The 21,169-nt window shown below is 68.1% G+C and carries 16 protein-coding genes and 3 pseudogenes; 9 read left to right on the top strand and 10 right to left on the bottom strand.

What is annotated here, in order from left to right; all coding sequences use genetic code 11:
* Positions 1-205: 205 nt before the first annotated feature.
* On the bottom strand, positions 206-967 hold the full coding sequence (locus ABGB11_RS13200) for an IclR family transcriptional regulator (protein ID WP_347632319.1): 762 nt from the start codon (positions 965-967) through the stop codon (positions 206-208).
* Between the two features lie 204 nt (positions 968-1,171).
* Between ABGB11_RS13200 and ABGB11_RS13195 the strand changes: the two genes are divergently transcribed.
* From ABGB11_RS13195 to ABGB11_RS13170, 6 genes are read left to right on the top strand one after another with little or no spacing between them, the layout of a single operon-like run.
* On the top strand, positions 1,172-3,184 hold the full coding sequence (locus ABGB11_RS13195; protein ID WP_347632317.1) for a thiamine pyrophosphate-dependent enzyme: 2,013 nt from the start codon (positions 1,172-1,174) through the stop codon (positions 3,182-3,184).
* Between the two features lie 46 nt (positions 3,185-3,230).
* Positions 3,231-3,740 carry a VOC family protein gene (locus ABGB11_RS13190; RefSeq protein ID WP_347632315.1) on the top strand — a complete coding sequence of 170 codons (510 nt, stop codon included), beginning with the start codon at positions 3,231-3,233 and terminating at the stop codon, positions 3,738-3,740.
* Positions 3,733-4,479, top strand: a complete 747-nt coding sequence (locus ABGB11_RS13185; RefSeq protein ID WP_347632313.1) for an SDR family NAD(P)-dependent oxidoreductase — start codon at positions 3,733-3,735, stop codon at positions 4,477-4,479. The genes ABGB11_RS13190 and ABGB11_RS13185 overlap by 8 nt, the downstream gene beginning before the upstream one ends.
* Entirely contained in the window at positions 4,476-4,841 is a 366-nt protein-coding gene (locus ABGB11_RS13180) for a muconolactone Delta-isomerase family protein (protein ID WP_347632311.1), read from the top strand. Before ABGB11_RS13185 ends, ABGB11_RS13180 begins: the two co-directional genes overlap by 4 nt.
* The gene (locus ABGB11_RS13175) at positions 4,825-6,000 is read left to right on the top strand and encodes an SDR family oxidoreductase (RefSeq protein WP_347632309.1); all 1,176 of its coding nucleotides are present in this window, start codon (positions 4,825-4,827) and stop codon (positions 5,998-6,000) included. Before ABGB11_RS13180 ends, ABGB11_RS13175 begins: the two co-directional genes overlap by 17 nt.
* Before the next feature lie 8 nt (positions 6,001-6,008).
* Positions 6,009-6,893 carry an amidohydrolase family protein gene (locus tag ABGB11_RS13170; RefSeq protein WP_347632307.1) on the top strand — a complete coding sequence of 295 codons (885 nt, stop codon included), beginning with the start codon at positions 6,009-6,011 and terminating at the stop codon, positions 6,891-6,893.
* 126 nt (positions 6,894-7,019) lie between these two features.
* Here ABGB11_RS13170 and ABGB11_RS13165 read toward each other — a convergent pair.
* Positions 7,020-7,730 (bottom strand): annotated as a pseudogene (locus ABGB11_RS13165) (IS256 family transposase); the annotation flags it as partial.
* A 107-nt stretch (positions 7,731-7,837) separates the two neighbouring features.
* On the opposite strand from ABGB11_RS13165, the pseudogene ABGB11_RS13160 reads away from it, so the two are divergent.
* A pseudogene (locus tag ABGB11_RS13160) lies at positions 7,838-9,295 on the top strand (ISL3 family transposase); the annotation flags it as partial.
* A 23-nt stretch (positions 9,296-9,318) separates the two neighbouring features.
* On the opposite strand, the gene ABGB11_RS13155 reads toward ABGB11_RS13160, so the two are convergent.
* The 4 genes and pseudogenes from ABGB11_RS13155 to ABGB11_RS13140 form a co-directional block, all read right to left on the bottom strand.
* Positions 9,319-10,176: an ADP-ribosylglycohydrolase family protein gene (locus ABGB11_RS13155; RefSeq protein WP_347632305.1), complete on the bottom strand. Its 858-nt coding sequence runs from the start codon at positions 10,174-10,176 to the stop codon at positions 9,319-9,321.
* 114 nt (positions 10,177-10,290) lie between these two features.
* A complete protein-coding gene (locus ABGB11_RS13150) occupies positions 10,291-13,719 on the bottom strand; it encodes a tyrosine-type recombinase/integrase (RefSeq protein WP_347632303.1) in 3,429 nt (1,142 codons plus the stop codon).
* Between the two features lie 171 nt (positions 13,720-13,890).
* Positions 13,891-14,439 (bottom strand): annotated as a pseudogene (locus ABGB11_RS13145) (transposase); the annotation flags it as partial.
* Positions 14,440-14,655: 216 nt separating this feature from the next.
* Positions 14,656-15,324 carry an aminoglycoside phosphotransferase family protein gene (locus tag ABGB11_RS13140; protein WP_347632301.1) on the bottom strand — a complete coding sequence of 223 codons (669 nt, stop codon included), beginning with the start codon at positions 15,322-15,324 and terminating at the stop codon, positions 14,656-14,658.
* An 814-nt stretch (positions 15,325-16,138) separates the two neighbouring features.
* On the opposite strand from ABGB11_RS13140, the gene ABGB11_RS13135 reads away from it, so the two are divergent.
* Positions 16,139-16,387, top strand: a complete 249-nt coding sequence (locus tag ABGB11_RS13135) for a hypothetical protein (RefSeq protein ID WP_347632299.1) — start codon at positions 16,139-16,141, stop codon at positions 16,385-16,387.
* An 87-nt stretch (positions 16,388-16,474) separates the two neighbouring features.
* Here the strand turns inward: ABGB11_RS13135 and ABGB11_RS13130 are convergent, their stop codons facing one another.
* From ABGB11_RS13130 to ABGB11_RS13120, 3 genes are all read right to left on the bottom strand, one after another.
* Positions 16,475-17,125, bottom strand: a complete 651-nt coding sequence (locus ABGB11_RS13130; protein WP_347632297.1) for a CBS domain-containing protein — start codon at positions 17,123-17,125, stop codon at positions 16,475-16,477.
* A gap of 124 nt (positions 17,126-17,249) precedes the next feature.
* Positions 17,250-18,095, bottom strand: coding sequence for a universal stress protein (locus ABGB11_RS13125; protein ID WP_347632295.1), 846 nt, complete (start codon positions 18,093-18,095; stop codon positions 17,250-17,252).
* A gap of 215 nt (positions 18,096-18,310) precedes the next feature.
* Positions 18,311-19,123: a helix-turn-helix domain-containing protein gene (locus ABGB11_RS13120; protein ID WP_347632293.1), complete on the bottom strand. Its 813-nt coding sequence runs from the start codon at positions 19,121-19,123 to the stop codon at positions 18,311-18,313.
* A gap of 65 nt (positions 19,124-19,188) precedes the next feature.
* On the opposite strand from ABGB11_RS13120, the gene ABGB11_RS13115 reads away from it, so the two are divergent.
* The gene (locus tag ABGB11_RS13115) at positions 19,189-19,764 is read left to right on the top strand and encodes a TIGR03086 family metal-binding protein (protein ID WP_347632291.1); all 576 of its coding nucleotides are present in this window, start codon (positions 19,189-19,191) and stop codon (positions 19,762-19,764) included.
* A gap of 181 nt (positions 19,765-19,945) precedes the next feature.
* Here the strand turns inward: ABGB11_RS13115 and ABGB11_RS13110 are convergent, their stop codons facing one another.
* Positions 19,946-21,157, bottom strand: a complete 1,212-nt coding sequence (locus ABGB11_RS13110) for an MFS transporter (RefSeq protein WP_347632289.1) — start codon at positions 21,155-21,157, stop codon at positions 19,946-19,948.
* Positions 21,158-21,169: the final 12 nt, after the last annotated feature.

The following is a 21,169-nucleotide window of genomic DNA, read 5'->3' as shown; positions in this document are numbered from 1 at the left end:
CGGCTTCTCCCGTCTTGCGGGGGTTCCGTACCGATTCAGAGTGAGACGGCTCACAACATCGGGACAGCCGAGGATCCCCTAGAGATGACGTCGACCACCCACTGCACGCAGGGGCCCGAGACTGTGGCAGATCCCGACAGATGCGGAGGGTGATGGCGTCCGCGACTCTGTCGAACGCCGTCAGGACGCCGTCTCAAGCCACGGGTCACTCCGCCGGCGCGGACGAGGGCTCCTGTCCTACGTATCCGAGGAGAGCCGAGCATTCCTTCGCCGTGGCGCGGACGGCCTCGATCAGCTCCCGCCTGCGCTGGGAAAACCCGAAAGCGGGCAACGAGACGGCCACGGAACCGCTGATCGAGCCATCGGCGTTGAAGTAGGGCGCGGCGACACAGCACACGCCGGGCGTGTATTCCTCGTCGTCGACGGCATAGCCGTGCTTCGCGACCGCGGCCAGCTCGGCGGGAAGATCGTTCGTCATGTAGTCGGCGTCCCGAGGGCGTTCGGCAAGGTTCCGCTCAATGACCGGCGCCCGTTCCGACGGGGGCAGATACGCCAGCACCGCCTTGCCGGAGGCCCGGTACACCTCGTTCTCCCGATACCCGATATACAACCCCGTGACGCGGAGCGCCTGAGGCGGTTCCACCACGGCCTGGATGATCACGGCCTGATCGGTCCAACCGGTCAGGTAGGCGCTCTCGGACACACGTGAGGAGAGGGTTTCGACGCACGGTCTCAGATCCCGGGGAATGGCCAGGTCCGACAGCATCGCGCGATAGAGCATGCCGACCCTGGAGCCGATGCGGATCGTCCTGTCGGCGTTTCGCGCCAGGTAACCGCAGGCCTCAAGCGTGTTGAACAGGTGATACGTCGTGGTGATGTTGAGGCCGAGTGCGGCCGAGACGTCCGGGATGGTCTGGGGCGACGGCGCCTGGGCCACGTACTCGAGCACCGACAGGGCACGATCCACCGTTTGAAGCGTGGTCCGCTTTTCATTTGTTGCACCGGATTTCACATTGTTAACAGTAGGGAGGGGCGCGATCCGGCGTCAACGCGCTGTGAAACCGCCTCGATTTCACTATATGAAGGCGTGAGCAGATATTGACATGGAGGTGATGCGAAGTCAGGCTGGCACCCTGCACTCCCGAAACGATCTTCAAATGAGGAGCAGCACGTGCCAGACGCCGATCCCCGAGGGTTCCTGACCGACATGTACCGTCAGGTATCGACGATCCGGCGTTTCGAGGAGCGCATCCTTGAGCTCAGCAAGGACGGGGAGGTCGCCGGCTCGGTCCATGTCTGCCTGGGCCAGGAGGCGGTCCCCGCCGGGGTGATGGCCGCTCTTCGCGACGCCGACCGCGTCCTCCCCACCTATCGCGGACATGGATGGGCGCTCGCCTGCGGTGTTCCGGTCGTCCCGCTGCTCGCTGAGATCTGCCATCGCGGCGACGGAGTCAACGGCGGGCGAGGGGGATCGGCCTACCTCTCCTCCCCCGCCCATCGCCTGGTCGGCGAGAACTCCATCGTGGGCGCGGGGGTCCCCATCGCCTCCGGGGTCGCCCTGGCGGCGAAGCAGAAGGGGACGTCCGGAATCGCGGTCGCCTCCATCGGTGACGGCGCGATGAGCCAGGGATCGGTGCACGAAGGGATGGTCTTCGCCGCGGCCAACAAGCTCCCCCTCGTCATCATGTGCGAGAACAACGGCTGGGCCGAGATGACCCCCGCTTCACTCACCTCCCTGACCCCGGACCTCGCCGACCGCGCGGCCGGTTACGGCATCCCGGCGCGAATCGTCGACGGCTCCGACCCCCAGGCGGTGTTCGAGGCGGCCGGCGAGGCGGCCGAGCGCGCTCGGTCGGGCGGGGGCCCCACGCTGATCGAGTGCAAGACGGGGCGTTTGTCCGGCCACTACAACCGGGACATCCAGCACTACCGCCCGCAGGAGGACATCCAGGCCGCCGCCGGTCGCGACCCGATGAAGCTGCTGCGTTCGCGCCTCCGCGAACTCGGTGTCACGCAGGCCGATATCGACCAGATCGACCGTGACGTAGCCTCCGCCATCGATGACGCCACCCGTCAGGTGCTCGCGATGCCCGTCCCCGAGCCCGCGAACGCGACCACCCACGTCTACGCCGCACCCGCCGCCCGCCCCAGGCCCCCCGCGGTGGAGGATCGTGGAGCGGCCACGGAACTGACTTACCAACGGGCCGTCAACACCGCACTCCAGGACGAACTCGAAGCCCGGCCCGAAGTGGTGGTGTACGGCGAGGACGTCGGGACCGCCGGCGGCATCTTCGGGGTGTCGCGGAGCCTGCAGAAGAAGTACGGCCAGGACCGGGTGTTCGACACGCCGATCGCCGAGAGCGCCATACTCGGCTCCGCGGTCGGCGCTGCGATCTCGGGCCTGCGACCCGTCGCGGAGATCATGTGGATGGACTTCCTGTGGGTCGCGTTCGACCAGCTGGTGAACCAGGCGTCGAACGTCCGCTACATCAGCCGGGGCGAGCTGAGCGCCCCCCTGGTCGTACGCACCCAGCAGGGCTCGACCCCGGGGAGCTGCGCGCAGCACTCCCAGAGCCTCGAAGCGTTGATCGCCCACATTCCCGGCCTGCGGGTGGGGCTTCCGTCCAGCCCTGCCGACGCCTACGCGATGACCCGTGCCGCGATCGCCGATCCCGACCCGACCGTCCTGATCGAATGCCGCGAGCTGTACCAGAACACGGGGGACGTCTACCGGAGCGCTTCCGTCGAGTCCGCCGCGTATGCCCGACTGCGTCGGTCCGGCCGGGACCTCACGATCATCACGTGGGGCGCGATGGTCGATCGAGCGCTGTCGGCCGCCGGGACGCTGAGCGCGTCCGGTGTGGACGCCGGGGTGCTGGACCTGCGCTGGCTGAATCCGCTGGACGACGAGGCCATCAGCGCCGCGGTACGGCAGGGCGGCGGGCACGTCCTGGTCGCCCACGAGGCCAACGTCACCGGCGGCTTCGGTGCCGAGATCTCAGCGCGGATCACCGAGAGGCACTTCGCCGACCTCGCCGGGCCGGTCATGCGCGTAGGCGCACCGGACACCAGGCTCCCGTCCGCTCCCGCGCTCAGGGAGGCGGTGGTCCCGGGCGAGGCGACGATCGTGGACGCGGCCCGGCGGCTCCTGTCCGGAGAGCGGGTCTCCGCGCTCCCCGCGTGACCGGCGGGTGCACGGTGACGCGGTACGAAACGACGAAGAGGAACACATGACCATTCTGGGAGTCCTGCACCACGGGATCACAGTGAGCGACATCGACGTGGCCGTGGACTGGTACACCCGCGTGCTCGGCCTGGAACTCGTGCATCGCCAGCGGCAGGAGAACGCCTACACCCCCGTGCTCGTTGGTGTTCCGACCGCCGTGCTCGAAGTGGCCCAGCTCCGGATCCCCAACGGACTCGGGCGCGTTTCGACCCACGACATCGAACTCATCCAGTACGTCCAGGCCGGGCACCAGGCCCCCGCAACGGCGGTCAACCAGGTAGGCGTGGCGCATCTCGGCTTTCTCGTCGACGATGTCGAGGCGCTGGCCGCGCGGGCCGGAGAGGCGGGCGCCGTCCTGCGCAATCCGCCGGTCGGCATCACCGAGGGCGCGAACTCGGGTGGCGCGGCCTGCTACGTCCACGACCCCGACGGGAACACCCTGGAGTTCCTGCAGCCGTCCCCCGCGCGGCTCGCCGCGATCTCCAGCATGATCGGGAGCGTGGACCGTGGCTGAAACAGGCGGCGGGCTGGCGGTCGTCACCGGCGGCGCGGGCGGCATCGGCCTGCGGGCCTGCCGGGAACTCGCGCGCCGGGGGTTCGGTGTCCTCGTCGCGGACGTGCACGCGGACGGCGTCGAGGCGGCGGTGGCGGAGCTGAGGTCGGACGGATTCACCGCCGAGGGCCGGACGCTCGATGTCACCTCGCGCGAGAGCGTCGACGCCCTGATGGAGGCCGTGGCCGCCCAGGGGCCTCTGACGGCACTCGTCACCTGCGCCGGCATCGTGCACACCGGATCGATCGACGACTGCACGGATGACGCCTGGGCCCGGGTCATCGAGGTCAACCTCACCGGCACCATGCGGGTATGCCGTGCCGCACTGCCCCACTTCTCTCCGGGAGGCGGCACGATCACCACGGTCGCGTCGATCAGCGGGCGGACCGCGTCCACCTTCTCCTCCCCCGCCTATGTCGCCTCCAAGGCGGGCGTGATCGGGCTCACCATGAGCCTCGCCGGCCAGCTCGCCGCACGCGGTATCCGGGTCAACAGCGTGGCACCCGGAATCATCGAGACCCCGATGACCGACACGTTCGGCGACGAGCGGCTGGGACTGCTGAGAGGCAAGATCCCCCTGGGCCGGCTGGGCTCGGCCGACGAGGTGGCCCGCGCGATCGCGTTCCTCGCCGGGCCGGAGAGCTCCTTCGTGACCGGCCACACCATGGACGTCAACGGAGGCCAGTTCATCAGCGGATGACCGTTCCGGAAGGCGGTGGGACGGAGACCATGGAGTTCCTAGTTGAGATCGACATCGCCGTTCCCGCGGACCTGCCCGTTGAAGAACGCGAGCGGCGCTACGCGGACGAGGCGGCGCAAGGCGCCCGGCTCGCCGCGGACGGCGTCATCCAGCGCATCTGGCGCGTGCCCGGGACCGCGAACAACATCGGAGTCTGGGCCGCGTCCGACGCGAGCGAGCTCCATGGGCACCTGGCGTCGCTGCCCTTGTTCGAATTCATGACGATCCGCGTCCGGCCCCTGGCCCGGCACCCGCTGGAGGCCCCCGATCAGCACGAACGCGGACCCGCACGTCGAAAGGAAGACCGTGAGCACTATCGGTGAGGTCGCCCGGAACTACTGGCGCGCCGAGGAGTCCCGGGAGATCGACCGCATCCTGTCCTTCTTCACCGAGAACGCGCAATGGCAGGGGCCGGGATCGGACCTCACCGGGCATGAGGAGATCCGGAGCTTCTACGAGCAGAGTATCGAGCGCTTCCCCGGCCTGCGGGTCGAGGTCGGCCGGGTGCTGGGCGACGACCGCGAGGCCGCCATCGAATGGACCGCGGTGTTCACCGACCGGGAGGGGGAGCATTATCCCCTCTCGGGGGTGAACGTGATGCGGCTGGAGGGGGACCGCATCGGCTCGCTCACCACGTACAACGACCCTTCGACCCTCACCCGTCCTGCCGAGGCGCCTCAGCAGGACGCCGTCCCGGAACGGTTCGCGGATGCACGCGTCCTCGTGACCGGGGCCGCCAGCGGGATCGGAGCCGCGACGGCGAAGCAGTTCGTCCACGAGGGTGCCCATGTCACGGCCGTCGACATCGACGCCGAGGGACTGAAGCGAGTGGGTCGCTCGCTCGGCGGGCCCGGAACGTTCACTCCCCTCGTCGCGGACATCACCGAGACCGAGCGGCATCCCGATCTCATCACCCAGGCGGCCGGTGGCGACGGGGTCCTCGATGTCCTGGTCAACAACGCGGCGGTGTTCCTGCTGGCCGGCGTCTCCGCCTCACAGGCCGACTGGGATCGCACTCTCGCCGTCAATCTGAAGGCACCCGCCCAACTGGTGGCCGCCGCGGCGGACGCGCTGGCCCGCTCGCGGCGCGCCGCCGTGGTCAATGTGGCCAGCGTCTCCGGACATGTGTCACAGGCCGACCGGTGGACCTACAACTCCGCCAAGGGCGCGATCCTGTCCCTGACTCGTTGCCAGGCCCTGGACCTCGCGCCGCACGGCATCCGCGTCAACAGCGTCAGCCCCGGCTACATCTGGACCGAGGTACTCGACCGGAGCGCCGGCGGAGATCGCGAGAAGTGGGAGCCGGTCTGGGGGGCGTACTGCCCGATGCGGCGGTGCGGGGAACCCTCCGAGGTGGCGGAGGTGATCGCGTTCCTCGCCTCCGACGCCTCGTCCTTCGTGACGGGCACCGACGTCCTGGTCGACGGCGGACTCGTGTCGATGAGCCCCGACGGGCTGTCGACGTTCGAGTTCAGCTCATGACGTCCCCGTTGGAGATCGTCGACACCCACCTCCACTTCTGGGACCTCGGCAGGTTCCGGTATCCCTGGCTCGACGACGAGGGGGTGTCGGACCTTCGAAGCGATTACCTCCCAGCGGACTGGGCGTCGGACGCCGACGGGCTGGACATCGTCGCGACGGTGCACGTCCAGGCCGAAATGGACCACGACGTCGACCCGGTCCGTGAGACGTCCTGGCTGGACACCCTCGCGGACGACGGTCCCGGCGACCGCGTGCCAACGGTGTGCGTCGGCTACGCCGACCTCCGGGACCCGGCGCTCGCCGACGTGCTCGATCGACACGCCAGGTACCCCCTGTTCCGCGGCATCCGGCAGGAGGCGTGGTTCTCCCCGGGAGCCCAGCACAGGGCGGATATGCCTGACACCGACCTGCTGGCGGACCCCGCATGGGCCAGGGGACTACGGCTCCTCGCGAGCAGGGGGCTGCTCTTCGAACTGATGGTGTGGCCCGATCAGTTGCCCCGGGCCGCGGAATTGCTGCGAGAACTACCGGATCTGCCGGTCATTGTGGAACACATGGGGCTGCCCGGCAGCGCCGGCGGCCACCATCTGTGGCGGACGAACCTCACCCGCTTCGCCCGCGAGGTTCCATGGTCCGTCGTCAAGCTATCCGGGATGAGACTCTGCGCGGAGTCGTGGACCGCGGGCGGGGCGCGGTCATTGGTTCAGCAGACCGTGGAGACCTACGGCCCGAGCCGGTGCGTGTTCGGCAGCAACTACCCGGTCGACCGCTCCCTCACTTCCTACCGCGGCCTCTGGTCGGCATTCGATGACTTCACCTCAGACTTCACGGAGGCGGAACGCCGCGCAATGTTTCACGACAACGCGCTCCGCACTTACGCAATCACCCGCTAATCCCCAGCTTGCAGACAGCCCAGTGCCTGTCGGGGGGGGTCAGTAGCGGGATGCCGCGGTCGCTCGCAGGACCCGTTGAGCCGACGGGGTCTGTCCAGTTAACGGTGTAACTCGATCTTGCTCGGGTCAGTTGCGGGCGGCGGTTAGGCGGCCTTCGAAGGCGATGTCGAAGGCGTTGAGGGCGGCCTTCCAGCGCATGATCCAGCGTTTGCGGCCGGTGCCGGTGGGGTCCAGGCTCATCACCGCGAGGTAGACGCACTTGAGCGCGGCCTGCTCGCTGGGGAAGTGCCCACGGGCCTTGACCGCCCGGCGGATGCGGGCGTTCACGCTCTCGATGGCGTTGGTGGAGCACACCACCTTGCGGATCTCGGGGTCGAACTGCAGGAACGGGACGAACTCGGCCCAGGCGTTCTCCCACAACCGCACGATCGCCGGGTACTTGGTTCCCCAGGTCTCGGCGAACTCCAGCCACCGCTCGGTCGCGGCCGACTCGGTCGGGGCCGTGTAGACGGGCTTGAGCGCCTTGGCGATCTTGTCCCAGTCCTGCCGGGCGGCGTACCGGAACGAGCCGCGCAGCAGATGCACGATGCACGTCTGGACCAGCGCTCGGGGCCACACGTTGCCGACGGCGTCGGGCAGGCCGCTGAGTCCGTCGCACACCACCATGCAGGCGTCGTCCACGCCCCGGTTCTTGAGTTCGGTGAGGACCTGCAGCCAGTACTTGGCGCCCTCCCCGCCGTCGCCGGCCCACAGCCCGAGGATGTCGCGGGTGCCGTCGACCGTCACCGCCAGCGCGACGTAGATCGGCCGGTTGGCGACCTGCCCGTCGCGGATCTTGGCTCTGGCGCAAACCGTGTGATCTCGGGGAACCTGATGCACGAAGATGATCTCTGTGTGATTCAGACGTTGTCGAGCTTTTCTTCCCTCAATGGGCATCGCTGCAGGTGGAGCACTGCGAACGACGTGACGGCGCTGTGGTGGTCCAGGCGAGGGCGAATTCGGCGGCCGCGTCATGCTGGCGGTGCGAGGTGGTGTCGGGTCGAAGGCATGGCTGGTATGTGCGGCGCCTCCAAGACGTCGCCGCGTCCGGCTGTTCCGTAAGACTTGAATTGAGGGTTCGCCGTTTCCGGTGCATGAGCAGCGAGTGCTCGGTGAACACGTTTACCGAGCAGATCCCGGGACTGACTCGGCCGTATGCCCGGGCGACCACGTCCTTGCGGAACCTGCTCACCGAAATCGGGCTCGCACTTGCCGGCCGGGCAGGAGTTCGGATGGCTGCGACCTTGGGGATCGCAGTCGGTAAGGACACGCTCTTGCGGTTGATCAGAGCGATCCCGGATCCACCTGTCGGCCAGGTTCAGATCCTGGGTGTGGACGATTTCGCCATTCGGCGAGGACATAACTACGGAACCATCCTGATCGATCTGGGAACGCGGCGTCCGGTCGATCTGATCGATGGCCGGGACGGCGACGCTCTGGCCGCATGGTTGCGTTCCCGGCCGCTGCCGGAGGTGATCTGCCGGGACAGAGCCGGCGGCTACGCGGAGGGAGCCCGGCAGGGAGCGCCGGACGCATTGCAGGTCGCCGACCGTTTCCACTTGTGGCGCAATCTCGGCCAAGCGGTGGAGAAGGACGTCTCGGCAGTCCGGGCGGGCTTGGCAGCGGCGTTGGCGGCCGCTGTGGAGTCACGGCGCACCAGCGACGCCCCCACGGTGGTCAATCATCGTGAGCTGCAGGTGGTGGCACGGATCCGGAAGCATCATGCCGCTGTGCACGAACTCCTCAATCAGGGACTGAGTAAGGCCGCGATCGGACGACGGCTCGGCCTGCATCAGGCGACGGTCCGCAAATACGCCAACGCGACGGTCGAGGAGGTCACTGCGGCCAACCAGCAGCGCGCCAGCATTCTAGACGGCTATCACGAGCATCTGCACCGCAGGTGGAACGAGGGCATCCGCAACGCCACCCAACTCACCAGAGAGATCACCGCACTGGGTTATCGCGGAACAGCACAACAAGTCCAACGCTATCTACGTCGTTTCCGGCCTGCTGGAACGAGCGAGGTCGAGATTCCACCTCCCCGGCCACCGGCCGTCCGGGACCTCACACGCTGGATCATGTCCAATCCCGAAAACCTCGACCAGGAGTCGGCTGTCAGATTCCGGGAGATGCAGCGCCTCAGCCGAGATTTGCGCAGCCTGACCAGGCACGTGAAGGATTTCGCTGTGATGCTCACCCAACTTGAAGGCCACCAACTCGATGACTGGATTACCCGCGTCGAAAAGGACAACCTCACCGCGATAGCCGGGTTCGCGCGGAATCTGCGGCGTGACTACGACGCCGTCCGTAACGGACTGACCATGTCCCATAGCTCCGGCCCAGTCGAAGGACACGTCAACCGCGTGATTATGTGGAATCAGAAATGTCAAGCGACTGGGTGGTTCTCCAGCCATTCTGGGAGGGGTTCGCGGGAGGCGAGCCAGTCGGGTGGGATGCCGTCGGTTCCGGTTCTGGCGGCGATGATCCCGCCGACGATTGCGGCAGTGGTGTCCATGTCGCCGCCCGCGGTGACGCAGGCGCGGATTCCGGCCGGATAGTCCTCCAGGTGCCGAGCGGCCGCCCAGAGCGCGAACGGCACGGTGTCCTGGGCGGTGATTCGGGATCCGTTGCCCAGGGCCTGTGCCGCTTGTTCCGGTGTCGCTCTCTTAAGGCTTTGCGCCCGTTGAAGACCTCGTCGGACGTAGGTCCCAGGGGTGTGATCAAGTGCTGCCTCGATCAGGGCGTGAGTGGTGTTGGTGGCCGCGAGGGAGGCGGCGACGGCGATGGCAACGGCTCCTGCGATTCCCTCGGTGTGGGCGTGGGTGATCTCGGCTTGGAGGGCGGCCTCGGCGGCGGCGCGTTCGGGGTCTCCGGCGTAGTAGGCGCCCAAGGGGGCGACGCGCATGGCGGCGCCGTTGCCGAAGGAGCCGTTCCCGCCGAATGACTCGACTGAAGCGACCCGCCAGGGGTGCCCGTCGCGGATGCGTTCGAGGAGTTCCAGAGCCCCGGCTCCATAGCGTCGTCCGGTGTCCATGCGGATGGCGAACGCGGCGGCCAGGGCGTCCTGGTCGATGCGGCCGTGAATGTCGAGGCACCCGACGACCGAGCAGGCCATCTCGGTGTCGTCGCTCCACTCCCATGGCGGCGAAGGAAGGTCTGCGGCGGTCAGATGGCGATTGGTGTGCAGGAAGAACTGGTCGCCGAAGGCGTCACCGACCGACAACCCCGCCAGGGAAGCGTGCATGAGCGGTGATCCTCGTTCGCGGGTCCGCGCGGACCCGCCCTGGCCGTCGTTCATGTGCAAGATCCCCATCTCGCCTGCTTATGGTGGCTGCCGCCATCGGGCAGCCTATGCGGATCACGATCTTCGGTTCGACTCCGTTTCGGTCGGCTTCACCGAGATGATCGGTAGAAGGGTCGCGCTCGCCGGGACCCCGATCTGGCGGGGAGTCGGCCCGGCCGGAGTAGGGATGTCGGTGAGCTGGCCGAGGAGCTTGTCCAAGGCGGCCTGGCCGTCGTCGACGGCGGCGCGTTCGTCATCGGTGAGGGGGATGCTCACCAGCATGCGCTGCAGGTTGTCCTTGGCTTCCAGCAGTTGAGCCTCGGTCGAGTCCTTGGGAGTGTAGAAGTCGCACTTGGCGCAGGCCATGCGGTGCTGGCACTGCTCGAAGAAGGTGTATGAGCACAGGCCGTGGCCGAGGTCGTAGTACTGCCACGATTCCCCGGCGGCTGCCTGGCCGGAGGTGACGGCGTCCCGGTCGAGCAGGACCTCGATGGTGCGGACATTGCGTTCGAAGTACCCGGCGTCGGTGTAGGCCCGCGTCAGCGTGGTGGGGGTGAGCTTGGCGTAGTACTGGGTGGATTGCAGCGAGCGGTGCCCGAGCCAGGCCTGCAGCTCGAACAGCGTCATGGGCTCCTTGGCGTTGTAGAGCTGGCTGGCGATGGTGGATCGGGCTCGGTGGCTGGTGATGTTCCCGCGGACGTCGGCGACCGGGACGCCGGCCTTGCGGCAGAGCATCGGGATGACGGTGTTGTTGATGTAGGAGGAGGAGGAGACCCGGCGGGCCCGGAAGGCGAATAGCAGGTGCACCTGTTCGGCGGTGCGGCGGTCGACGAAGGTCGGCTGGTCGGGGCGGACGGCCTGCCACGCCTCGATGGCCTGGCCGAGGATCGGGTCGACGGGTTTGGTGAACGCGGTCCCGGTCTTGTGGGTGGGGACGTCCAGGAGGCAGACCGCGTCGCGGACCAGGACCTGGTCGGAGTCGCCGGAGATCGGGACGTCGTCGTGCTGCCAGCGGACGCATCCGACCCGGAGCCGGGCGATCTCGTCGCTGCGCAGCCCGCTGAACAGCCAGGTCACGGTGATCGCACGGACGAGCTCGATCGGATAGAAGTGCCCGGACTTGGTCTGCGGGAGGTCGCCGGAGTCGAGGTTGAGGCCCGCCCAGAGCAGCTTGGCCCAGATCTCGTCGGCGATCACGCGGGGGTTCGGGCCCAGTAGGGCGGCGATGCTGCGTGGGGTTGCCAGCGCGCGCAGCGGATCGAACCGGCGGGGCAGCCATTCCCATTCCTGGCAGTCGGTGAAGAACTTCCGGAGTGCGGCGAGCTGGCCCTCCTTGCTGCTGGCCTCCAGCGGCTTGCCGATGCGGTCCTTGAGGCCGACGGTGCGTTGGACGTAGTCGCCGACGTTCATCCGCTCGAGCCGGGCGACCCAGGCCGCGCAGGTCTGCCGTGTCCAGTTCGCCGGGTCGGCTGCCTCAGGGTGTTCGGCCTGCAGCCAGCGGCCGACTTTGAGAAGGTTGGAGCGGACGCTGCCGCGGGTGCGGGGCGTCAATGTCGAGGTGGCGTGCCAGCGGTCCACCCATCGTTCCCATTCGGGTGCGCCGCCGCTGGCCCGGGCCGAGTGGCGGCCGGTGCCTTGGCGGGGCGGGTCGCAGAACCCGAGCACGCTCACCGCGCGTTGCAGGGCGTGCAGCGTGTTCATCTGCGTGTCGGGCAGGAGACGATCTCGGCGGACGTTGTCGAACAGCTCGGTCGTCAGATCGTCCAGGTGCGGGCTGCGGTTGAGCAGGAACAACCGGCAGGCCACCATCGGCAGCAGGGTGTCATCGTCGCTGCCCAGGCGGTAGCCCCACTCGGACAGCACGGCCCGAACTCGGGAGATCTCGGTGCTCAGCCGGGCACGCCCGAAGATCTGACGCGCCAGGGTGAGCCGTTGGAAGCTGACCAGCTGGTCGAAGCCGGTGAACGAGCCGAGCAGGTAGGCGTGCGTCGCCAGGTAGGGGCGGACCTCGTCGCCGGCCCAAGCCGGCGCGTTCCGATGGAACTCGGCCTGGTCACGGCCGAGGAGACGCACCCATTCCTGGTCGGTCCAGCCCCAGAACGTCCGCCTCTGGTCGGCGCATCGCAGCAGCAGGACCGCGACGACGTCCAGCATGGCGCGGTGCCGATGCCGGGTGACCGGGCCGTCGAGCCCGGCGTTGACAACCTCCAGCGGCCGCAGCAGCCGTCTGATCACCGTCCATCCGGGCGCGGAGGAGTCGTGATACTGCAGCCGCCGCAGATTGCGGACGCCCAACTCGCCGATGGCCCGCATCTCTTCGGGCCGGATCTCGATCGTGGTGTCGAAACGGTGACCCGCCAGCGGTGACCGCCAACGATCACCGGAGTCTTCGACGGTCTCATGCTGCGCGGCGGTCACCGCGTCGTCCCAGCAGGCCGGGCCGTCGCGGGGGCGGTCCCGGTGAGCGCCGCGATCCGCCAGGCGTGGATGTGCTCCATGCCCCGATTGAGCTTGTCGGCCAGATCCCGACCCGACAGGTGGATGTACTGGACGCGTGGAGTCGGTATGGCGATGCCCGGCGAACGTCGCGATCGCGTGCAGTTCCCAGCCCATCCTGGCCAGGTCCGTCAGGCAAAGATGCCGAGTCGTGTGCGTGGAGAACTGCGGGACCTCGGCGGCAAGGGCGATCCGGCGCACGACCTTCGACCAAGTCCACAAACTCAGCGGCTGGGCGTGGTTGCGCCGCGATTCCGACAACAACAGCGGCCCCCGAGCCCGGCTGATCGTCGCCCGATGCGCCAGATAGCCCGACAGCAGCACGCTGGTCGCCGCCGAGTACGGCACCACCCGTTCCAGCCGGTTCTTGGTGGTCTCCGCCCTGATCCGCAGGGTGCGATGCGCGGGGTCCAGGTCGTCGGTGCGCAGCGAGCACAACTCCTCGCGCCGCAGCGCAGCATCGTAGGCCAGGGCGAGCATGACGCGGTTACGGATCTGCTCTTCGGCCGCGACCGCCAGGACAGCGTTCCACTGCTGCTCGGTGGGGATCCACGGCAGCTTCGTCAGCCGCGGCACCAGGCCGCGCTGACGCCCACCACCAGATCCGCCACGACGGCCTGGCATGTAACGACCGCGTCCGACCGGGTTGGAGTCCCGCAGCCCCTCCTCCATCAGGTGGTCGTAGAACAGCCGCACCGGCACGATCCGCTGCTGGATGGTGGCGTTCGACAAGCCCGAGCCAGAATCAAGCGCGACAACGTTCGCGCCGCGACGGCTGGGCCGCTCGGTCAACTCCCGTACAAACACACCGATGTGCGCCCGGCTCGCCGTGACCGGGGCGACGCCCTCCCGCTCGCACACCTCCAGGTACTCAGCCAGTCCGCGCGCGTAGGCGTCGATCGTCCGTGGCGCCCTCCCCAGATCCGTCCAGATCCGCAACCACTCGGCCGCCCGCTCGTGCCGGCCCAGCACCGGCCACTTCTCCTCCAGCACCACCGTGCCGCTCAAGTCATCTCCCAAGTCACGTGGTCAGGACCGGGGAGACATGATCACCCCCACAGCCAGATTCCACGTAACTTCTAAAATGCTCAAACGCCAAATGTTCGGAAGAGCAAAGCTCGACCTCCTCCGAAAACGAACGCTTCACGCCGCGTGAGATCACGGACTTTGCGCCAGAGCCCGGATCTTGACGTGGATGGCGTCCAGGAAGATGACCGGGTAGACGGGGTCGAGCGGCCGGTTCTGCCACTCGGTCATGCCGTCGAGGACCTTGTCGGTGATGGTCGAGATCGTCTGCTTGGACACCGAGGCACCGTAGACCTCGGCCAGGTGCGCCGAGATCTCCCCGTGGGTGAGGCCCTTGGCGCTCAGGGACAGCACCATCTCGTCCACGCCGGTCAGCCGCCGCTGCCGCTTGCGGACGATCTTCGGCTCGAACGTGGCGTCCCGGTCCCGCGGGACGTCGATCTCGACGGGCCCGACCTCGGTGGTGACGGTCTTGGACCGGTGCCCGTTACGGGTGTTCCCCCCGCCGTCGCCGGCCCGTTCGTGGCGGTCCCGGCCCAGGTGATCGGTGATCTCGCCCTCGAGCGCGGACTCCAGCACCCGCTTGGTCAGTTCGGCCGGCAGACCGCCCTCGCCGGTCAGCTCCAGGCCCTGCTCGCGGGCTTGGGCGACCAGTCGGCCGACCAGCTCCTGCTCAACCGCGGCCGCCGGACCGGGCTTCATGTCGGGCTCGGCCACCAAGGCCTCCGTGTTCACTCCGGTCATCATCAGGTGTCACTCCTTGATCAGGAGTTACACCGGAAACCGTACAGTCCCGACCTCAACGCCAGATCTTTCTTGGTCATCCGAGGAAGTGGGCACCATCTAGGGCGGTTTCGTCGGCGGTGGGGAGGGTGTGCTCGGGCGGACTCAGATGTCTCAACTCTGCGGATGCTTGCTTCATGGGTTCCGGTCCGGGGTGGTTCCGGTGAGCCGGGCGGCGATGGCGGGGCCTTCCTGCGCGAGCCATGCCTCGGCGCGGGGCATGCGGTCTTTGACGCCTTGGTTCCAGAAGCGCCGGAACGCGGGGTCGGCTTCCGCGGCGGCGCGGCTGGTCAGATGGAAGCGGTGAACCATCCGTTCGGCCAGGGGCATCAGGTCGTGGCGCTGTTGTTCGGTCATTTGGTAAGCGTCGGCGAAGACGGCTGCGCGGTGGGGGATGTCGGCATCGACGAGGGCGGGGGTGCGGTCGGTGGGGTGCAGCAGCGGCGCCCACCAGTAGAGGGCGTTGGCGATGTCGTAGATCCGGGTGGTCGGTCGGGCGAGGTCAAAGTCGATGAGGGCCGCGGGGAGTCCGTCGCGGAAGACCACGTTGCCGGGGCAGTAGTCGCGGTGGCTGACCAGTTCGGCGTCGGTGTCGACGAGCGGGATGGCCTCTGTCCCGGGCAGAGTCGCCCAGACTGCGCCTTGGGGTGGTGTCCAGCCTTGCGCGGCGTCATGCAGCCGCCGGATGAGGCGGGCCAAGGCGACGAGGACGTCTTCGCCGGTCGCTTCGGGTGGGAGCGGCTCGCGCGGGACCTCACCCGGCACGAAGGACAGAACTTCGCGGCCCTGTTCGTCGATCCCCAAGGGCTTGGGGCGGCGGAGAAGCCGGCCTGGTGCAGGTGTGCGAGGTAGGCCTGGATGGTGGTGGTGAAGGGCCTGACCGGACGGCGGACGGTGCCGGCGACACGGACGATGTTGGGAGTAACGCCATCCCCGATCAACGGTTCCTCGTGCGGTCCCTCGCTCGGCATGGGGGCCATGGTGCCTTTCGGTTTAGGTGGTCTGGTCAGGGCTGCGGAGTTCGTCGGTTGAACTCGGCGGCGTAGGCAGTCCAGTCGCCGGCGCGGGTGCGTTGCCAGGCGGCGGCGACACTGATGTGGAGGCCAAGGTTCGGGCAGGATGACCGGTTAATGTCCGAGGTGGAGAGGAAGTGAGCACCATTAGTGATCAGCTCATCTGTGTCCCAGTCCACCTTCAGGGGCACGGTGGCCCGTCCCGTTGTGGGCTTCGTGGCAGCCACACGATCACCTCCAAGTACCTCAGTAGCCCGAGGTAATTCGATACCAGGGGATGTGGGACCGGCGAGTGGAAAGAACTGCGACCGCAGCAGCACAGGGCGCAGTTCTTGTATTGGTGTGCTGGGCGACCGACTGATCAGCGAGGACGGCATGCAGTAGCCAGGCATCAGTCAAGGGGCCGGGCGCTTGGGGGGCTGCGCGGCGTCGCGGCTGGTCGCTCGGGCGTGCGGTGGGGGCGCCGAGCACCGGCGGCGGCGTTGGCCGTGCATGCATCATGCGCCGGATCGTCATCATCCGGACGCCGGGCGCACCGCAGTCCGAGTCACTGCCAGAATCGCAGTGTGCCTGGGGACCCTGCTCGTTACGCCGACGGTCTGAAGATGGCGTGGCAGCTCATCTGGTTCGATGACAGCGACGGGCGGCTCAGCGGGACCTCCCCCATCACCCGGCAGCAGTTCATCCGGGTACGCGAGCTTCGCATCTTCGACAACGGCGACGACGAGTGGTTCGCGGCGGGTTCGTACAAGGTCGCGGCCGAGCACTGGCCACAACTCATTGAGGTGCTGGCCTGCCCACCTCCCGAGGCCGGCAAGTCCTACTTCATCGAGGGGTACGCCACGGACTTGTAGTGCTGGGCTCTTCCGATCCCGTTCTGCCGATCCGGCCGTCCGGAGGAGATGCCGCGAGGGGGCGCCTCCTGACGTCCGCGCCGTCCTTTAGACGGATCGGTGGGTCGCTAGTGGGCGGGGGCGGTGGGGGTGTGCGGTGTCGTCTTCGTCGTAGTCGAGCTTGTTGATCACCTGGATGACGCCGTCGACGGACGCCGTCAGGCGTTCGGCGATGGGGACGAGGCTTGCTAGCGGCACGCGGCCTCGCAGGGTGACTACGCCGTCGTGCACCTCGACCTCTATTTCGGCAGGGTCGAGCCAGAGGCTTCGGATGACGATCTCGTGGGTCACTTCCTGTTGGATCTGCGCGTCCGGCTTCAAGAAGACCTGCAGCACGTCGGCTCGGCTGACGATGCCGACTGGGCGGCCGTCCGGCTCGACGACCGGAAGCCGCTTGTAGCCATAGCGGCTCATCGTTCGTGCTGCTTCGGCGATCGTGGTGCCGGGAGTCGTGGTGATCGCGGGCGTGCTCATGACCTCCCCGACCATGGTGGCGTCGGCCCGTTCCCGGCCGGCAGGCGCATTGCGGAGCAGGTCCGCCTCGGTGACCACGCCGACGACGCGGCCCTCGCCGTCCACGACAGGCGCCCCGCTGATCTCCTGATCGGCGAGAGTGGTGATCACGTCCTTGAGGGAGTCTTCGGGCGATACCGTCACGACATCGGATGTCATGACCGTCTCCACCGTCGGTCGCTTCATCGGGCACGGGTCTCCCTTCCAGATGTCGAGTCCACCCTTCGCTATCGAGACTGGCCGGGTCGCACTGGCGGCACGAGGGGGCTGAGGTCCCCAGGTCGGGGACGAAGGTCCCGCCCATGGCCGATCAGCGGGGAGGGACGACCGCTACGGGGCACTGCGCGTGGTGCACGACACCGTGACTGACAGAACCGAGCTGGGGCGAGCTCCAGTGCCAGTCGTAGGCACCTACGACCAGCAAGTAGGCCTTACTGGAGGCCTTGGACAAGGCGGTCACCGGATGCTCCAAGACGGTGTCGTCGATGACTTCGACTTCCGGGTACCTGTTTTGTGACGGCTGGTATGCGTTAACGACCTCTTGCCTTAGATCTGCCTCGACCTGGTCGGCGTTGGAGTAACCCACCTCGATGAAGGTCGCGAGGTTCTGCCAAGCGTGGATGACGTGGAGCCTTGCTTGGTGGAGCGTGGCGGCGCCGAATGCGTATTCGAGGATCGCGCTTGCATCCCGCACCGGGTCGATGCCCACGAGGATTTCGCCGCCCTCGGGGGCGTCCCCGCGCACGATCACCACCGGGACGGCGGAGCGTTCAGCCGTGCGCAGGCTCGTGGACCCCAGCGACAGGTCGACGAAACCACCCTGGCCGCGATTTCCCACCACCAGCTCGAACGCCTTCTCCGACTGCTCTGTCAGGACCTGCCATGGTTCCCCGGTCAGCAGAGCGGTCGCCGTCTCAAGGTCCGGCCACCGCTTCCGGGCGCGTTCGCGGGAGGTCGCCAGGATCGCGTGGCCCATGCGTCTCATGAACTCTGTGGTCTCGGGCCGGGCGGAGTACGGCGGCTGGGGCGGCCAGCTCTCGATGGCGTGGACGATGTGCAGTGGACGCTCACGCAAGACGGCTTCGGCGGCAGCCCAATCGAGGGCACGCGTCGCCTCATCCGAACCGTCGGTGCCTATGACGATCGGTGCGGGCATCGAACTCCCCTCATCTCGCTCTTGGGCCGAACCGGGGCACATCGAAGCTGCTGGCCGCCTGTTTCCAGAGTTCGTCGCCGGATGGTGCCTGTCCTAGGGGCAAAGGTCCTTCCCCGACAGGCCTCTGCGGTGCAGGCTCACCCTCACGCCGGGCGCCGATGCTGTCCCGACGAGCCCACGGCGCGGCCGCCCGTATGCCTGCGGCGGCTGAAGGCTTACTGATGCTGTTGTGGCTCGGGGAGAATGGCGGCCCCGGCGTACTTGGCCGGTGAGACGCCTACCGCTGCGGTGAAGTCGCGGGTCAGGTGTGACTGGTCGCAGTAGCCGAGGTCGTCGGCCAGCGTGGCCCAGTCGATGTCGCCGCCCTGGTCAGCGCGGGCCGCGGCCTCGTGGAGACGTGCCCGGCGCAGCACCCATTTGGGGCTCGCGCCCACGTACTCCGCGAACAACCGCTGCAGGGTTCGGACGGAGACATGCAGCGCTTCCGCCGCCTGGTCGACCCGGAACAGACTGGGGTCGGCGGTGATGGCGTCGACCATGCCGGCCACTTCTTCGGCTACGGGATCCGGTTCGGGAAGGATTTCCTGGAGGAACTCCTCGGCCAGTTTCACCATCGCATCGAGATCAGTGTGCTGGAGGACGGCGCGGTTAACGTCCTCGACATCGGGACGGAGGACGTCTGCGGCCGGGAGCCTTCGATCGGCGAGGTCGATGACCGGCCCCGCCGTGAACGACCGGAAACAGCCGGGCCGGATCTTCACGCCGAGGACCTGGCCGCGCCCCTCAAGCCGCCGGACGAACAACGTCCTGTCCACGCCGTAGATCAGCGGAGACGGCTCCTCGAAGACGAGATGGACGTTCGGGTGGGACAGCACCTTCGTCTCGTACGGCTGCTCCGTCCGCCATCGGACGTGCCAGTAGAAGTCCACGAAACGCGCCAGGGCGGGGCTCGGAGACGCCCTGTCGACGGTGGCGACGGTCGCCTGCTCCCGTGGGTACAGCACCCCTCGCCCCAGTTCACCACCCACGTGACCAGGGTACTTGGCGCGTTTGTCCAAGAGATGCACCCATGGGCCCTCATAGCGTGCAGCACATGAATGAAAACCACGCTTACATGAAGGAATGCGCCTCCGAGGCCGCCCGCGTCGCCCACACCGTCCAGCAGGACCGGTTGACGGATCCGACCCCGTGCGGAGCGTTCGACCTCCGGACGCTCGTGAACCACCTTGTGCTCTACACGTCCCATGGGCTTGAGCATCGTGCGCTGCGCAAGGAGCTTCCGGAGGATCTCACCGAACGCGACTTCACCGCCGATGCCACCTGGTCGCACGAGTACGCCGTGCAGCTCGACCGCGCGGTCGCGGCCTGGGCGGACCCGTCCGTATGGGACGGGGAGATCGCCGGCACTCCCGCCGCCGACATCGCCGTGATGATGATCATGGAGATGGCCCTGCACGGCTGGGACGTCGCGAAGGCCGTGGGCGAGGAGTACCGCGTCTCACCCGAAACCGGTCGGTTCATCCTCCAAATCGTGGAGAAGAACGCCGAGATGTACCGCCAGTACGACGGTTTCGCCGGCCCTGTCCCCGTCGGCGAGAACGCATCGCCCTTCGAGCGGGCGCTTGCCGCCTCGGGCCGCGACACCGGGTGGCGACCGAGCGGCCGTTGACCGTGGCGCGCCGCCGTCGCAGTGGGTTCCCTGTCCACTGCGACGGCGGGGGCGCGGCTGCCGGGCACTCTCCTCACGGGCTCGCCGCCGCTCTCGCACTGAAGCTCAGTTCTGTCGTTGTTTGCCGGTACCTCTATGCGGAGGACTCTGCGCTGCTGACGGCGAGCTGGTCGTGCACCACTCACGGGCGGACGAGCCGTTGAGCGCGAACGCGGACGGCGGAGGCGGAGAGGAGCGTCGCGGCGGCGAGGGTGCCCCAGAGGGCGGCCGGGCCGCGGGTGGCGAGAGCGGTGATCACCGCCGGGGAGACGGCGAGGCCGAAGCCCGTGGACAGCTGGAAGCGGGCGACGGCGCGTCCCAGCAGGTGGGGCGGGGCGAGTGCGGTGACCAGCGCGGTGGCGCTGCCGGCGTAGAGGATCTCGCCGAGGGTGCAGGGTACGGACATCGCGGCGATGGCCGGGGTACCCCAGCCGCGTCCCAAAGAGGCGGCCGCGAGGAAGCCGAGGTAGGACGCGGTGAGGACCACGCCGGAGACGGCCAGCACGGTCCGCCGGGAGAAGCGGGACATCAGGACGGTGACCGGCACCTGCAGGGTGACGACCAGCACCGTGTTGGCCACGAAGACGGCTGCCGACCACACCGGGGATGCGTGGAACTGCGTCACCAGCACCAAGGGGATCGCGATCTCGGGGACGTTGAGGCAGAAGACGTAGATCACGTTGGCGGCGAGCAGCGTGAACATCCGGGGTGGGGGCTCGCCGTCCCGGTCCTGGGCCTGAGCGGTCTCCACTGGATTCGCGCTCACGTGGACTGACCACGCCAGGGCGGCTGCGGCAAGGTAGGTGAGCGCAGTGACGGCTGCCAGCGCCCGCAGGGCGGTGGTGCCGCCTGCCAGGAAGACGGTGGCGAGGAGTGCTCCGACCCCCAGGGCGGCGTTGCGCAGTGCGCGGGCCAGTGCGAGGGCGGCGTCGCGTTCGCGGTCGTGGGCGACCGTGGCCACGAGGGCTGCGTGGGCGGCCGGCCAAGCCTGGTTGCCGATGCCGAGGAAGAGCGCCGCCATCGCGAAGAGCAGGACGTGGCCCGCGGGGGCCGCCAGCAGCAGCGCCACACCTAGAACTCGCACGAGCATCGACGCAGCCACGACTGTGCTGCGTGCGCCCCGGTCCAGCCATCGGCCCACCGCGGGCATGCACACCAGACCCGCGACGATGCCGACCGTCATGGCGGTGCCGGTGACCGGCGCGGACAGCTTGAGGACCGTCACGCCGTAGAGCAGCAGGAAGGGCCGCAGCAAGCCGGTGCCTAGCGCGTCAACGGCCAGTGCGACGGCATAGCGGGGGCCTCCGGAGGCGCGGACGAAGGCGCGCGGCCGGATTCGGGTGGTGGTGGCCATGGCGTCAACGGT

Source organism: Actinomadura sp. B10D3 (assembly GCF_039871695.1).
GTDB lineage: Bacteria > Actinomycetota > Actinomycetes > Streptosporangiales > Streptosporangiaceae > Spirillospora > Spirillospora madurae.
This window is presented reverse-complemented; position numbering and strand designations above follow the sequence as displayed.

What these genes read in the sequence shown, in the direction of transcription:
- ABGB11_RS13130 (WP_347632297.1), bottom strand. Translation starts at nt 17,125, where the DNA reads ATGAAGCGACCGACGGTGGAGACGGTCATGACATCCGATGTCGTGACG.
- ABGB11_RS13155 (WP_347632305.1), bottom strand. Translation starts at nt 10,176, where the DNA reads ATGCACGCTTCCCTGGCGGGGTTGTCGGTCGGTGACGCCTTCGGCGAC.
- ABGB11_RS13115 (WP_347632291.1), top strand. Translation starts at nt 19,189, where the DNA reads ATGAATGAAAACCACGCTTACATGAAGGAATGCGCCTCCGAGGCCGCC.
- ABGB11_RS13135 (WP_347632299.1), top strand. Translation starts at nt 16,139, where the DNA reads ATGGCGTGGCAGCTCATCTGGTTCGATGACAGCGACGGGCGGCTCAGC.
- ABGB11_RS13125 (WP_347632295.1), bottom strand. Translation starts at nt 18,095, where the DNA reads ATGCCCGCACCGATCGTCATAGGCACCGACGGTTCGGATGAGGCGACG.
- ABGB11_RS13190 (WP_347632315.1), top strand. Translation starts at nt 3,231, where the DNA reads ATGACCATTCTGGGAGTCCTGCACCACGGGATCACAGTGAGCGACATC.
- ABGB11_RS13110 (WP_347632289.1), bottom strand. Translation starts at nt 21,157, where the DNA reads ATGGCCACCACCACCCGAATCCGGCCGCGCGCCTTCGTCCGCGCCTCC.
- ABGB11_RS13180 (WP_347632311.1), top strand. Translation starts at nt 4,476, where the DNA reads ATGACCGTTCCGGAAGGCGGTGGGACGGAGACCATGGAGTTCCTAGTT.